The organism is Arthrobacter pascens (assembly GCF_017052465.1).
Taxonomy (GTDB): Bacteria; Actinomycetota; Actinomycetes; order Actinomycetales; family Micrococcaceae; genus Arthrobacter; species Arthrobacter pascens.
Genome location: NZ_JAFHKT010000110.1, coordinates 1 through 14,651 on the forward strand (window position 1 = coordinate 1; position 14,651 = coordinate 14,651).

Genomic DNA, 14,651 nt, shown 5'->3' on the forward strand with positions numbered 1-14,651 from the left:
ATAGCCAACAAATTAGCCAAGCAGTTCTGAGACACAACGCGACGATTCACGGCCCGACTCCGCTGCTACGGGCAGTTTGCTGCTGCTTGTCGAATAGCGCGTGCATCTCAGGCCCTCAGGCCCACCCAACGGGTCCTGCATATATACCTTGGAGTCCAATAGGTCAAGCTTTGTCCACACTCTGCGCGAAAAAAGCCTCTGACCTGCGGAAACACTGTGCCCGAGGTGGGACTCGAACTGCATGCCGGCCCCTGCAAATACAGGGAACCGGCGAAAACATGCGGAATCCGGTCCGAACCAAACCCAGTACCGCCCAGTCTGAAGCCAAGGGTGTGGACATTGTCCACACCCTTAATTCGTCCCCCATGCACCTTCGAACAACACCACTCCCGACTTGTCACGTGAGTAAGACGTGGCGTTTCTGACGCGTGCAGGGACCAGCGCGTCCATTTGCAGCTCGACGCTCTGGCTAAAAGTACTGACACGGGTGTGCCCCAGTTGCCTCCCCAGGCCATTCTGGCTCGAAAAGCCCGGTCGAAACAGTTGCACGATGAGGCGCGTTTCCGGGACGCAGGGGCTGGCATGCCCGTCCTCCCGACCTGCCAATTTCAGAAGCCATCTGTACCAAGTGTCAGAAGTCGTCTGCACTGGCTGGGAGTCTTTTAGCGTGCGCCGCGTTCAAGATCGGCGAGTTCGGATTCAAGTTGCTGTGTCAGGTTGCGTAGGCGCCGGATGTGTTCTTGGGATACGCGTCCGGGTTGTGATGTCACTTGCGCGTCGACATCGAAGACGGTGTTGGGGCTGTGCCAGACGTTGAACCATTCAAGACCGTGGCCGAGCGCGTCACGGGTTACCCCTTGAAGCAGAAGCAGGGGTTCGCGGGTACCGGTATGGAGTTTTTGAGCCAGGTCGGCACCTGCGGCCACGGCCTGGACCTGCCTGGGTCCGCCTGCCGGATGGTAGCCGTGCTCTCGCATGAGGCCGAGTAGTGAAGCGTTTTCCAGCAGTTCCCTGGTGAAGTGCGGGAAGAGGTCACGTGGCACCCAGGTGCGCATGAAGGCTACCGGGACCTCTTCCAGGTAGCGGATGCGTTCAATCTTCCATGTGTTAGTGGTGTTCAGGGCTTCTACCGCCGATTCTGGCGGGGCTGCCTGTTCGACGGCGATGACGTGGGTTCGCAGGCGCTGGCCGTGCGCGGCGGCCTGTTCGTCCAGCCCGCCGGCGCGCTGGATATGCCTGCGGAGGACCGGGGCGGCGGCCACGACGCTGCCGCGGCCGCGCTGACGGCGGATCAGCCCGAGGTCTGACAGTCCGGACAACGCTTGGCGTACCACGCTGCGGGAGACACCGAACTGTTTTTGGAGTTCCTCTTCGGTCGGAAGGGGAGAGCCGGGGAGCAGTGGCCGTTCCAGTATCTGCCGGTGCAGGATGTCCCGAATCTGCGCATGAAGGGGCGGCCCCTCCTCCCGGTTCAAGCCGTTAGCCCGCTCTCGGGGCTCTGCTCCGGCTGGTTGCACACTCACACTGACTCCTTTACCGCTCGAGCACATCATAGCCCGCGGTTGCTGCATCTCCCGCTTGACGGGTGATTCACACCACAGGTAATGTACGTACTAATTGTACGGACTTGATCCGGCGACTGGAACATACAATGACGTAGAAAGGTCGAGTAATGACGCAGCTGCACTTGAGGACCGGGCGCTCACGCGTACCGATGTTTGCCTTCCTCCAAAAGGTCCCCGCAGGCATGATGCTGATCCCGCTCATGCTGGGCGTGCTGATGAACACTTTTGCGCCCGAGGCCCTGAAAATCGGCGGCTTCACCACCGCGCTTTTCAAGGAGGGCGCCCTGACGCTGATCGCCGTGCTGATCCTCGCCACCGGCGCGCAGATCACCGGCAGCCACAGCGGCAAGGCCGCCGCCTCCACCACCACCGTGGTGCTGGTCTGCAAGACCCTGATCCCGGCCTCGATTGCGGTGATCCTGGGCCTGGTGGTCGGCATCGAAGGCATCGCAGGGGTATCAATCCTGGCGATGCTGGCCATCTTCGGCAACAGCAACGGCGCCTTGTGGCTGGCGTTCGCCGGCCAATACGGCGATGAGCGGGATACAGGCGCCTACGTCGCCAGCGCCTTTGATGACGGACCATTCCTGGCCCTGATCTTCCTGGGCGCATCCGGGCTGGGCGACATCCCGGTACTTGCCTTCGCCGCGGCACTGATCCCGTTCATCATCGGCCTCATCATCGGCGCAGTCGACCGGGAGTGGACGAAGGCCCTGGACCATGTACCGAACATCGTGATCCCGTTCATGTCCTTCGCTGTTGGTACCGGCATCAATCTGAAGACCGTGCTCACCGGCGGTTTCGCCGGGATCTTCCTCGGCCTGATCGTCGTCGTGTTCACCGGAGGCCTGACCTATCTCGGGTACCGGTTCATCCTTCGGCGCGGCTCCAAGAGCGGCATCGGATTCGCCGCCGGGACCACAGCCGGCAACGCCGTCGCCGTCCCCGCGGTAGTCGCCGTCGCCGACCCGAGGTTCGAACCCTTCGTCGCCTCCGCCTCAGCCCAGGCCGCCACCGCCGTCCTCGTGACAGCGCTGCTCGCCCCGATCGTCGCGTCCTGGGCCCTGAAGCGGGCCGGAGGCCTCCAGCCGGCCGATCCGGTCGTTCCCAGCTCAATCTGAACAACCCTTGAACAATCCCTTTCTGGACGGAGAATCCATGCGCGACCCGCGCTCGGTGCGTTGCACCTACTACCTAGAGTCCGAGATTGACCCCGAGAAGGCCGCAGCCATCATGGCGGGCGAGCAGTCCAGCGGCACGTTCCTGCCGGTCCCCGGTGAGTCGGCCCGGATCCGTGAACGGCACGCCGCACGTATCTCGAATGTGCAGGAGCTCGGCTTCTGCCGGCCCTCCCTGCCATCAAGGTCAACTCCCGAGAAGGTCCGGGCGGCCCTCGTCACCGTCGATTTTCCGATGGAGAACGTCGGCACGGACCTGGCCACCCTGCAGACCGCCATCGCCGGCAACCTCTTCGAACTGGGCGATCTCTACGCCTGCCGCCTGCAGGACATAGCCCTGCCCGAGGACTTCGTCGCCGCCCACCCCGGCCCGGCCTTCGGCATCGAAGGGACCCGCAAACTCATCAGCCACGTCCAAGGCGTCATGGTCGGCACCATCGTCAAGCCCAACGTCGGACTCTCCGAAGAGGAATTCCGGCTCGTGGTCCGCGACCTGGCGATGGCCTCCATCGACCTGATCAAAGACGACGAACTGATGACTGACCCCGCCTACCTGCCCCTGGAACGCCGGGTCGCGGTGGCCACCGAAGAAATCCGCGCCGCCGAGCAGGTCACCGGCCACTCCACCATGTACGCCTTCAACATCACCGGCGACCTCGCCGGACTGCGCAAGCGCCACGACCTCGTCGTCGAAGCCGGCGGCCGGTGCGTGATGCTGAACATCCCGGTCATGGGCCTGCCCGCCCTGGCCCTGCTGCGCAGCTTCGCCGAGGTACCGATCCACGGCCACCGCGCCGGGCTTGCCGCCTCGATGCGGTCCAAGGCACTGGGCATGGATTACCGGGTCTGGCAGCAGATGGCCCGCCTCGCCGGCGCCGACCACCTGCACGCCAGCGGACTGGGCAGCAAGTTCTACGAACTGGACGAAGAGGTCGCCGCGAACATCCGCAGCCTGCTCGAACCCCTGGGTGCGACCATCGCACCGCTGCCCGTCCTGTCCTCCGGACAGAACGTCACCACCCCCGGACCCACCTTCGATGCCGTGGGCTCCACGGACCTGATGATGCTCGCCGGCGGCGGCGTCGCCGCGCACCCGGACGGTCCCGGGGCCGGGGTGCGAAGCCTGCGCCAGGCATGGGAAGCGGCAGTGGCCGGCGTACCCCTCCAGGCGGCAGCGGACGAGCGCTCCCGGGCCGGGGACGATGCACTCCTGCACGCAGTCCAGACTTTCGGGAAAGGTGCCTGACATGCCCGCATTCGGTTTCGTCGCAGATGACCTCACCGGAGCCGCCGACGTCCTCGCCCAGTCGCACCGCTACGGCCTTGAAGCGGTCCTCGTCATCGGCGACGCGCCCCTGCCCGCTGATGCTGACGTCGTCGGAATCGCCGGGCCCTCCAGGTCCCTGGCCGGGGAAGCATTCGACACCCTGGTCCGCAGGGACCTGGCAGGCATCGCCGCTCTCAACCTTGAGGTGCTGCTCTACAAGGTCTGCTCCACCTTCGACAGCTCCACCACTGTCGGCAGCATCGGCCGTGGAATCCAGCTATTGCATGAGCAATTTGCCCTGCACGGGCCAATCCCCGTCGTTCCGGCCCAGCCAGCCTTTGGCCGCTACACCGCCTTCAGCAACCACTACGCGACCCATGCCGGCCAAATTTACCGGCTGGACCGCCACCCGGTCATGTCCCGGCACCCGTCCACCCCCATGGCCGAGGCCGACCTGCGCCAGGTCCTGGCCGAGCAGCTCGGCACCGGGGAAGTTCCCGGTGCCATCCACCTGCCCGTCTATGAGGACGGCACCTTCAAGGACGCCTGGGCCGACCGCCGGCGGGAGCTCGGAGCACCTGCCTTCGTCGTGGACGCCGTGGACGAACGGCACATGGACGCCGTCGCCGAAGCACTCACGCGGGAAGAACACGGGCACGGTCCTTCCATCGTTGTTGGCTCCGGTGGAATCATGGCAGCACTGGCGCGATCCATCTCGGATCAGACTCCGCGCACACCTGGACCGCAGCGGCCGTCAGGACCCGTACTGGCCATCAGCGCTTCAGCTTCCAGCACCACAGCAGAGCAGATCAACGACGCCATAACCCACGGTTGGGAGGACGTTCCCGTGCCTGCCGAACTGCTGCAGCGCCATGACACGACGGCCGTAGCCGCCCTGGACCGGCGCGTTTCAGCAGCCCTTCAGAAGGGCCGGAACGTCGTCGTCCACACCACCCGGGGTCCTGGAGATCCTCGCTATGGAGCCGCCAAACCTGCTGATGCCGGCTATGTCGGAGCACTGATCGGAGGCATTGCAGCCCGCATGGCGACAGCCGGCCTCACCCGCGACATCGCCGTGTGCGGAGGTGACACCTCCAGCCACGCACTCATCGCCATGGGCGTGCGAGAACTGCGCGTTTCCGACCAGTTCGTCACCGCGGGCCCAATCCTGCAGGCCGACGGCCGCTCCGCGGTCGCCGGATGCCGCCTGCTCCTCAAGGGCGGACAGGTCGGCCCCACCAACATACTGCGCCGCTTCGCCGGCCAACTCCCCGACTGATACCCATCCAGGCATTCCCCACGCATCACCAGAACCAACGAAAGGCGGCCCCCAATGCGGGCAGTAGTCAAAACCGCGGCCGAACGAGGCGTCACCTACGTCACCGACGCCGGAGACCCCAAAGCAACAGAAGGTACAGTCGTCATCCAGGTAGGGGCCGCATCCCTCTGCGGCACAGACCGGGAACTCTACGAATGGACCCCCTCCGCCCAGGCCTTCAACCTCAACCTCCCGGTCATCCTGGGCCACGAAGGCGCAGGCACCGTCGTCGAAGTTGGCCCCGGCGTCACCGGCCTAAAGGTCGGCGACCAGGTTGCCCTCGAAAGCCACCTCACCTGCGGCCAGTGCTTCCCCTGCCGCACCGGAGACGCCCACACCTGCGAACGCACAGGCATCCTGGGCATGCACATCGACGGCGTCTTCGCCCAATACGCCGCAGTCCCCCAGGACATCTGCGTCAAACTCCCCACAGGACTGTCCCTTGAATCCGGTGCCCTGCTCGAAGCGGCCGGGGTCGCCGTCCACGCCATCCAGCGCGCCGACTACTCCGTCGCAGGACGGGCCGTGCTCGTCAGCGGCGCAGGACCGGTCGGCCTCGTCGTCGTGAACCTGGCACTGCTCATGGGAGCCAGCCATGTCATCGCCGTCGACCCCAACCCCTACCGCCGCGCCCAAGCCGAAAAACTTGGCGCGACCGCACTCCATCCCAACGACGGCATCATCGACCGCTGCCGGGAACTGACCGGCCGGCGCGGTGGCTTCGACGTCGCCTTCGAATGCTCCGGCGCTCCAGGCACCCTGGCAACCCTCTTCGAAGCCGTCCGCCGTGAAGCCACCGTCATCACCGTCGGCCACCCCAGCCGCCCCGCAGAAGTCGACATCGCAGCCCACATCAATAAAAAGGGCATCACCCTGCGCGGAATCTTCGGCCGCCGGCTCTGGGAAACCTGGGAACAAAGCCTGCTGCTGCTGGACTCCGGAAAACTGGAACTCGACTGGCTCATCACCCACCGCATGAAACTCAGCCAAATCGACGAAGCCGTAGAGCTGCTCACCGGAGACGCCTGCAAAGTGCTGCTGATACCGGACCTCGGCTGATCGAGCCGCCTACGGAATTGCCCACCTAAAAGGCAGTACCAAGGTGACCAAGCGGGGCGTGCATACGACAGGCACACCCCGCTTTACCCTTCACATACAGATGCCCCATCTAACGGCCGACGCTTCTTTTGGGTCGGGGTTGAGGGCCTCAGCCGAATCCTGATCTTTCAAGGTGATGGAACGGTAATTCACAAAGTCCTCCCCCAACCGCGCATAGAGGACATGGCGGGCGCACAGCCCTGTCCAGATTGAAGGTCCAATTCACCGATAGAAGAAACCAACCTCTCTCAGCAAAGGGCATATGAGGCCGGACAGTAGATAATCCCCGCGTGAGCTAGTAGAAACCTCCCTTATCCGTGCGCCCCGGAAGCTGGGGTGCCCATGCATCGTGCTGGTCCGGAAATCTGTTTTCCGAACTGCTGCTAACGGAGGCTTCAGAAACGGTCGTTATGATCACCCGGCTTGGACGACGTCCGCGGCGTGTTCGGATGTCTTGGCCAAGGCTCGGCGAATTACCAAGACCAAGCATTGGCTTCCGGGCTGCCTGCCGCCCGGAAGCCAACGTGCATCATGGCGTTGCGCCTCCTTCGAACATGTCATGGCCGAAGAATAGAAGCGTGCATGACCGGGCGCGCCTTCCAGGAGCAACAGTGCTCGAAGCCACGCGGTGGGTTCTCCACGCTCGCCAACGAACTGACTTCCTGTAGCCGCTTTCACTTCCACCTGACCCCCCGGCCGCTCTTATGTCGGTGCTCTCGGCGGTGATTGTCCGGTGCCTGCATTCCCCATTCGAAGAGCCCGCCCCGCAGTGGCCATCCCGCCGGAGCGCATGCGCCACGACATCTCGGAGGACCGGATCCTCCTGCGCACGATCCAGACGGCGGAGACGTTCGGGGCGCTCCTTGCCAACGAAATGCTCAAGCCCAACCCGGCCATGGCTGAACTGCCGCTGCACGCGGACGGCTACGACTGGATGTAGCGGCAGATGGATGCACTGGGCACCCGTTTCCAGGGAACGTCACTGGTGAGCAGCTTCCCGAGGGATATTTCATTCCAGACCACAATCTCGACGAGCTCATGAACAGCCCATCTGCACAGGAAGTTGGCCGCCGTCCTTCGATAGATTGATTCGGTAAGGCTGGCCACTGGTAACCCGACTCATTTGGAGAAGACGTGAAAGCGATTGTGTACGAAGAGACAGGTTCGTCCTCAGTGCTAAAGCTTCAGGACAAGCCGTTGGCTGATCCCGGCCCTGGTGAGGTCCGGGTCCGCGTGGTCGTCTCCGGGGTGAACCCTACCGACTGGAAGTCCCGGGCAGGCGGAGGAGGAAGCACCCCGCTGGCAGCACCGAAGGTTCCTAACCAGGACGGCGCAGGCGTGATCGATGAAGTCGGCTCCGGAGTGACAGGACTCAGCATCGGAGACCGCGTTTGGCTCTGGGACGTCGCCTGGGGCAGCAATGAGGGCACGGCACAGGAGTACGCGGTTGTACCGGCGGCCAAAGCAGTCCCGCTTCCGGATGCTGAATCCTTCGACACAGGCGCGTCCATCGGCATCCCCGCTTTGACAGCGCACCGAGCACTGACCTCGAACGAGGACGGCCCTGCCAGGCTCTCCCCCGGAGCCCTGGCGGGACGAACGGTACTGATCACCGGCGGCGCAGGCGCAGTGGGACACGCTGCCATTCAGCTCGCAAACTGGACCGGAGCAACCGTCATCACCACCGTCAGCGGAGACCGGAAAGCTGAACTCGCACGCCTCGCCGGAGCCCATACAGTCATCAACTACCGAACCGACGACGTCGTGACTGCCGTCCGCGAGGCAGCCCCCGGGGGAGTCGACACCATCGTTGACGTAAACGCTCCAGCCAACATCCACTCAGACGTGCAGGTGCTCAAGCCAAGCGGAACCATAGCCATCTACGCCGCGAATCCCGGAGAATCAGTGACGGTTCCCATCCGTGAAAGCATGACGAAGAACATCCGCTACCAGTTCATCCTCACCTACACCGTCACGGACGAGCAGAAACAGCACCGCCGCGGCCGCTGTCTCCGAGGCGTTGAAGGCCGGTGCGATGCGCGTCGGCGAAGAACACGGCCTGCCGCTAACCCGCTTCCCGCTCGAAGCGACCGCCGCGGCACACGACGCCGTGGAGCAGGGCACCATCGGAAAGGTGCTCATCGACGTCACACCATCATCCTGACCCATGGCCTCCCGACCCATCAGAACGGGCCAATCGGAGCCCGACCAGAACGAGCGGCAGTTCCATTGAAGCCGGAGTTGTGCATGGTGGCCGTGCGTCCTGGCGGGGCCAAATCGCCCACGCCGCAGTTGACGGAATCTCCATGTTCGGCGTTCCAAAGTGCGCCTAGATAGGCGCAGGGTTCTCCCCGGATTGGCGTCCTCAGCGTCGACCCCGGCCGACGCTCTTGGGGTCCGGTGAACTCCCAGCTCGCTGTTCTTCCTGATGTCTCTCCACCGGGCTCGCAGGACAGGCCCAATGTTTCGAAGCAATAGACAGACCGGTCTGTCTTGCCCCCCGGGGGATTGGTATTATCCGTGTGTGGAAACTCCAGAAAGTGGCGCTGAACAGTCAGGGCGCCCTGCAACGGACAGTCCTCGAGAGAAGATCGTTGCCGCGGCTTACCAACTGTTCGCCCGTCGCGGGATCCGCGACGTCGGAGTCGACGAACTGATCCGCGCATCAGGCGTGGCCAAGGCAACCTTCTACAGGCACTTCCGCTCCAAGGACGATGTCGTGCTGGCCTTCCTCGAGCAGTGGTACCTGGAACGCACGGTCGCGATCGAGAACGCAATCGCCCGCCGCGGGACCAGTGACGAGGCAGCCATGCTGACCATCTTCGACGTCTTCGACGACTGGTTCCGCGAGGGCGCGGCCCAGGTAAGCTCCTTCCCGCACGTATTGATGGAAATGGGTTCCGACCACCCCCTCGGGAAAGCGAGCATCCAGTACCTGGACAGGACGCGGCAACAGATCGCGGAACTCGCAGAATCGGCCGGGCTCAACGACCCGGACGACTTCGCCTGGTCTATTCACATCTTGATCAAGGGAGCCATCGTCGCCGCGGCCGAGGGCGACTCCCGCGCCGCTGGCCGCGCCAAGACCATGGCCAAGTTGCTCATGGACCACCACCGGTCGTACAAGTAGCTGCGGGAACTCCCGCACCTCGGAGAAACCAGATGGGCCCTTTGCTAGCGGCACACCCCCCCAATCCCAGCACGGCCATACTTGACGAAAGGCCCGGTTATCGGTGTGTGACACAGGGGGAGTAGCAACTTGCGGGCCGGGTAGTTCGACGTGAGATTAGCAGGAGCTTTCCGTCTAGCTCCTGGTACCCTGGCGGCTCACGCCCGGACGTGTCGTCCGCAAGGCACTCGTACCGCTGTCGGGGATCGTGTGTGCCGTGCCTTACAAGCTCGAGCGATTACGTGAGAACGGGCAGGTGCTGCGAGACAAGGTAGTAAGACACCGCTCCCCGGATTCGCAGATGAAGCGAGGTCCAAATTTTTCTGTCCCGCATCCCTCGCTTTGAAATCCGGATCGATAGCCCGGACGCTGGTGCCTTGGTTAGCGGTGCCATTGCAGCAGACTACTGACTAAGTCTTTCGGAAACCTGCGGAATCCGGCCCGAAGGTTGGCTCTGGCGACACCTCCTTCTCCCATCTCATGGGCCGCTCGGCAGACACATGACGCAGCCAAAGAAGTTGAGGTGGCCATCCGGCTCGGCTCCACAACCGGACGCTGCTATACCGGAGGCATTCAGTGCCACCCGGTGCGTGATCCCAGAGCCGGCGGCCCGTTTAGTGCGGCGAAGAAGGGCGGCCACGCGGACGTGTCGCCACCTTCTGGACCTGCTGGCCCGTCGGCAACGAATGGCGCCATGCGATTTCAGAGATCGTCTTCGGGTCGGGCGGCGAGGATATGATTGGCCCTGACCTGCAGGATGCCGAGCGACTCCTGGATCAGGGGCGATGCGATGCTGCCCCTGCGCACCGCAGCGACAATACGGCGCGCGGGCTTCCCCTTGCCAGTAATGCGCAGTCGAACCACGTTTTCGGCACTACGCAGGGGCGCCAGCCGCGGCAGCAGGCCCACGCCCAGCCCCGCACCAACGAAAGCGATCTGGGTTTCCCATTCCACGGCCTCATGGGCAATCCGCGGCGTCACCCCGACTGCCGTGAACGCCGCGGTGAATAGGGAATGGTAGGTGGAACCGGCGGCCTCGGTGATCCAAGGTTCCGACGCCAACTCTTCGAGCGTCACCGTTTCCCGCGATGCCAGTGGATGGTTGGAGGGAATGATCACGTCCAAGGGATCGTCGAGCAGAACGGTCTGCTCGAAGCGCGGATCGTCCTCACCATAGGTGTCGGACTGCATCGCGACGACGACCGCGAGGTCGATTCGCTCGGCAACCAACAAGTCGAAGCAGCGGGCCGGGTTGGCCTCGAGTACCTGCACCTCCAGCAGGGGGCGTGTCGAGCGCAGCGTGGCGGCCAGCGGCGCGAGCAACTGGGCGGCCGCCGTGGAGAATCCACCGAGGCCAAAACGGGACTGCACCTGGTCGCCGGCCTCCATAGCCGCGGCGCGCAGGCTCTCCCATTCCGCAATCAGGGTGTCCGAACCCGCCACGAGAAAGCGGCCCGTGGCGGTCAGCCGTACACCGCGGCCGTCCTTCGTCAGCAGCTGCATTCCAAGCACGCGCTGGAGCTCCCGCAATTGTGCGGAGACGGCGGAGGGAGAATAACCCGTGAGCTCCGCGGTTGCGCCAACGGTGCCGCACCGGGCAAACACCCGAAGTGTGATGAGCCTTGGATCGATCATGCATCTATTGTGCACGGTTATCTCCTAAATCTTGCGCTTTTGTTGCAGATCAATACTCCCTAATCTCGTAACTAGAAACGTTCTCGACAACGCCAGCTGCACCCACCCACCCGTGGTCCCCACGAATCGCACACTACCCAGGCCCCCCGGGAGGAAACACATGTCTGTTCCAGTGAACTTGCCCCTCAATTCACGCGGAAAACTCGCTTCATCATTGCCTACCGAGCAGCTGGCGGAAATCACGGAGTTGTTCGATTTCCGGCGCGTGGGATATTCCCTCGACGCCCCCTTCTACACCGATCCGACGATTTTCAACATCGACATGCAGGCCATTTTTGGCAAGCACTGGATCTTTGCTGCCAGCATCGCCGAGCTCCCGGAGCCGGGCGACTACGTCACCGTGGACTACGGGCCTTACTCGCTGATCGTTCTGCGCAACGACGACGGCGGCGTGAACGTCCTGCACAATGTGTGCCGCCACCGCGGCGCCCGCGTCCTGACCGAACCCGCGGGGTCAACGGGAAACCTTGTATGCGGCTATCACTCCTGGACCTACTCCCCCAACGGCGATTTGATCCATGCCTCGGCACCGGGGGAAACGAAGTTCGACAAGGGCTGCTTCGGCCTCAAGCGCGCCCACAGTCGCGTGTTCGCCGGACTCATCTTCGTCTGCATTGCGGACGAACCGCCGACGGATTTCGACGAAACCGGAAAGATCTTCGAGCCTTACCTCGCGCCCCACGATCTGTCGAAGACGAAAATCGCCTACCAGCAGAACATCATCGAGGAGGGCAACTGGAAGCTCGTTATGGAGAACAACCGTGAGTGCTACCACTGCGACGGCCACCCGGAGCTCGCTTGTTCCCTCTTTCCCACCTGGGGCCTGACGGAGGGCCTGGTCCCGGCCCATCTCGAGGAAGTGTGGGACCGCAACAAGGAAGCGCAGTCCTCGCTTGAGGAGCGTTGCAGGCGCTATGGCCTTCCCTATGAAGTCGTCGAGGAGCTCGACACGCGCATAGCGGGAATCCGCATCTCACGGGAATCGCTTGACGGTGAGGGCGAATCGTTCTCGCCCGATGGGCGCAGGCTCTCCAAGAAGCTGCTCGGTGACTTGCGGGACTTCCGCCTTGGCCGCTGCTCGATGCACCTGCAGCCTAACAGCTGGTTCCATTTCCTCGGGGACCACGTCATCACCTTCGCCGTCTTCCCCGTCAACGAACACCAGACACTGGTACGCACCACCTGGCTGGTGGCTGACGACGCCGAGGAAGGCATTGATTACGATCTGGAGAAACTCACCTACACCTGGAAGCAGACAAATCTGCAGGACAAGGCGTTCGTGGAGCTGTGCCAGAAGGGCGCCAGCAGCCCCGCCTACGAGCCCGGGCCCTACATGAAGAGCGAATACCAGGTCGAGGCGTTCATCAACTGGTACGTACAGCGCGTGCAGGAGCACTTGGCATGACTGAACTCCGCACCGACACGGCAATCCAGGAACCACAGCGCATTCGCGGTCTTGAGATGCCGTGGAACAGAGTGATGGGCAGCACCGAGGGACCCGCCCGCGCTGCCCACGCATTGGGCCCCTGGCATCCGCAGGAGTTCACGGCGGAATGCGTCGAGACCGTTCCCGAGGCGGGCGGCATGATGACCTTGGTGTTCCGCCGCTGCGACGGTGCGCCCCTGGCGTTCCGTGCGGGCCAGTACGTGAACGTCGCCTTTCCCGTAAACGGCGAGGACCAGGATCCGGTGGACCGCAGCTACTCGCTGTCCAGTTCGCCCACCCAGCCGTGGACCTTCAACATCACAGTCAAACGCGACCCCACTGGACTCGTCTCCCCCTGGGTGCACGAGAACGTCAAACCCGGCACCGTCCTCGAGATGCTCGGACCGGTCGGGGCATTCCACCTGCCTGACGCCGACCGCCGGGCGCGGTACCTCCTGCTGGCCGCCGGCGCAGGCATCACCCCCATTATGTCGATGGTGCGGACCATCCACTCCCTGCCCGGACAGGCCGATGTCGTGGTGCTCTACCATGGAGCGGAGGCCGGAGGATATGCCTTCCACCAGGAGCTTGCCTACATCGCCTCCGTGGACTCGCGAGTCAAGGTCTTCTACGCCCTGGGTGACCGCAGCAAACCCCAAGAGTGGGAATGGCTCAGCGGAAGGCTGACGGCGGCCATGCTCGACGAAGTTGCCCCCGATGCCAACGGCCGCCAAGTCTATGCCTGCGGCCCCGAGGGTTACCTGAACACCGCCACCGAGCTACTGGGGAAGGTCGGCGTCGACGACACCTCCATCAACATGGAATTCTTCTCGGGAGATCGCCAGACGATCCTTGAATACCAGGCGGAGATCGCGCTTGCAGAGGACATTGCCGAGGAAATCGCCGAGGAAATCGCCGATTCCGCCGAGGACTACTATGAAAGCCAGCCCACAGCGTTCGGGCTCTACGAACCCAGCTACAACGCCGAGGGACCCCTGAAGGCCACGGGGCTGCCGCTGGAAATCATGGACACGGCGCCCTATTCCGAAGCCTCCGACGGAAGTTCAGGCGTGGGGCCGGAGGCCGTGTCCCCTGATGCCTCGAGCTTCGACACGGTCGGAACAGGAAGCCTCACCCTGTCCTTCATGCGCACCGGCATCAATGTGCGCATCGACCCCGACGAACACATCCTCGGGGTAGCCCAGCGTGCGGGCGTCAGGATCGGCGCGAACTGCAAGGAAGGGATGTGCGGCTCCTGCAAGGTCGTCAAGCTTTCCGGAGACATCGAGATGAACCACCAGGGCGGGATCCGGGCACGGGAAATCGATGCAGGCAAGTTCCTGCCCTGCTGCTCCACCGCGCGGACCGATTTGGTGATCGATGCCTAACCGCTTCCAGCTGCTCTAGGCCAGACAGCATCAGGGATTGTTTTCACGGCAAGAATACAAGTGCGAGAATGCCACGCGTGGCCTTCAGCTTGCCCCCATGGATGCGCGGGCTCCCCCGCGACGCAAACCGCGGTGGCGGTAGCAGACGCGCCTTTTCCGATCCGGCCAGAAGCGACACCAAAGCACTTGGAGAAAGCCGCCCGTATCGGTGGGATCACACGGGTTAAGCCCGCTGCGCGCACCAGTGCCTTATCAAGATAAGTCTGGATGGAGTACACCCCAACCTGACAGATGGTGCATGGCTGGGTCTTAAAAGCGACGGCCTGAATCTGCAAGCCGCGGAGAAACGCGGCCCCTACCGCCCACACCTGGGGAAAATCCTTATGGGGTTATCCACCGCTACTGCTCTAGGGGAGCTATCCCAACGGCTCCCTCAATATCAGCCGTGGATAACCCGAAATGACCCCAGCTGTGGACGGGACAGCCGAACCAAAGGGAGCTTGTCCGAGCCCAGTCAGGTTGACGGGATTGCGGAGGCCGGCACAAA

At 63.5% G+C, this 14,651-nt stretch carries 10 protein-coding genes and 1 pseudogene; 9 read left to right on the forward strand and 2 right to left on the reverse strand.

All coding sequences use genetic code 11. The features are described 5' to 3' along the window. Positions 1 to 662: 662 nt before the first annotated feature. Positions 663 to 1,523 carry a GntR family transcriptional regulator gene (locus JYA52_RS03565; RefSeq protein WP_307869300.1) on the reverse strand — a complete coding sequence of 287 codons (861 nt, stop codon included), beginning with the start codon at positions 1,521 to 1,523 and terminating at the stop codon, positions 663 to 665. Positions 1,524 to 1,672: 149 nt separating this feature from the next. On the opposite strand from JYA52_RS03565, the gene JYA52_RS03570 reads away from it, so the two are divergent. From JYA52_RS03570 to JYA52_RS03600, 7 genes and pseudogenes are all read left to right on the forward strand, one after another. Next, on the forward strand, positions 1,673 to 2,686 hold the full coding sequence (locus tag JYA52_RS03570; RefSeq protein ID WP_205651778.1) for a 2-keto-3-deoxygluconate permease: 1,014 nt from the start codon (positions 1,673 to 1,675) through the stop codon (positions 2,684 to 2,686). Positions 2,687 to 2,723: 37 nt separating this feature from the next. Next, positions 2,724 to 3,989: a RuBisCO large subunit C-terminal-like domain-containing protein gene (locus JYA52_RS03575; protein ID WP_205651779.1), complete on the forward strand. Its 1,266-nt coding sequence runs from the start codon at positions 2,724 to 2,726 to the stop codon at positions 3,987 to 3,989. Position 3,990: 1 nt separating this feature from the next. Further along, complete coding sequence (locus tag JYA52_RS03580) at positions 3,991 to 5,289, forward strand: four-carbon acid sugar kinase family protein (RefSeq protein ID WP_205651781.1); 1,299 nt, start codon at positions 3,991 to 3,993, stop codon at positions 5,287 to 5,289. Between the two features lie 54 nt (positions 5,290 to 5,343). Beyond that, entirely contained in the window at positions 5,344 to 6,387 is a 1,044-nt protein-coding gene (locus JYA52_RS03585; protein WP_205651782.1) for an alcohol dehydrogenase catalytic domain-containing protein, read from the forward strand. 808 nt (positions 6,388 to 7,195) lie between these two features. Beyond that, positions 7,196 to 7,366 (forward strand): hypothetical protein, encoded by a 171-nt coding sequence (locus JYA52_RS03590; RefSeq protein ID WP_205651784.1) that lies wholly within the window; start codon positions 7,196 to 7,198, stop codon positions 7,364 to 7,366. Between the two features lie 194 nt (positions 7,367 to 7,560). Next, a pseudogene (locus JYA52_RS03595) lies at positions 7,561 to 8,590 on the forward strand (NADPH:quinone reductase). Positions 8,591 to 8,950: 360 nt separating this feature from the next. After that, on the forward strand, positions 8,951 to 9,556 hold the full coding sequence (locus JYA52_RS03600) for a TetR/AcrR family transcriptional regulator (RefSeq protein WP_205651786.1): 606 nt from the start codon (positions 8,951 to 8,953) through the stop codon (positions 9,554 to 9,556). A gap of 741 nt (positions 9,557 to 10,297) precedes the next feature. On the opposite strand, the gene JYA52_RS03605 is transcribed toward JYA52_RS03600, so the two are convergent. Further along, on the reverse strand, positions 10,298 to 11,230 hold the full coding sequence (locus tag JYA52_RS03605; protein WP_205651788.1) for a LysR family transcriptional regulator: 933 nt from the start codon (positions 11,228 to 11,230) through the stop codon (positions 10,298 to 10,300). Positions 11,231 to 11,390: 160 nt separating this feature from the next. Here JYA52_RS03605 and JYA52_RS03610 point away from each other — a divergent pair, with 160 nt between their 5' ends. Together JYA52_RS03610 and JYA52_RS03615 are read left to right on the forward strand one after the other, a co-directional pair. After that, positions 11,391 to 12,695 (forward strand): aromatic ring-hydroxylating oxygenase subunit alpha, encoded by a 1,305-nt coding sequence (locus tag JYA52_RS03610; RefSeq protein ID WP_205651789.1) that lies wholly within the window; start codon positions 11,391 to 11,393, stop codon positions 12,693 to 12,695. Beyond that, the gene (locus JYA52_RS03615) at positions 12,692 to 14,104 is read left to right on the forward strand and encodes a ferredoxin reductase (protein WP_205651791.1); all 1,413 of its coding nucleotides are present in this window, start codon (positions 12,692 to 12,694) and stop codon (positions 14,102 to 14,104) included. Before JYA52_RS03610 ends, JYA52_RS03615 begins: the two co-directional genes overlap by 4 nt. The last annotated feature ends 547 nt before the right edge of the window (positions 14,105 to 14,651 follow it).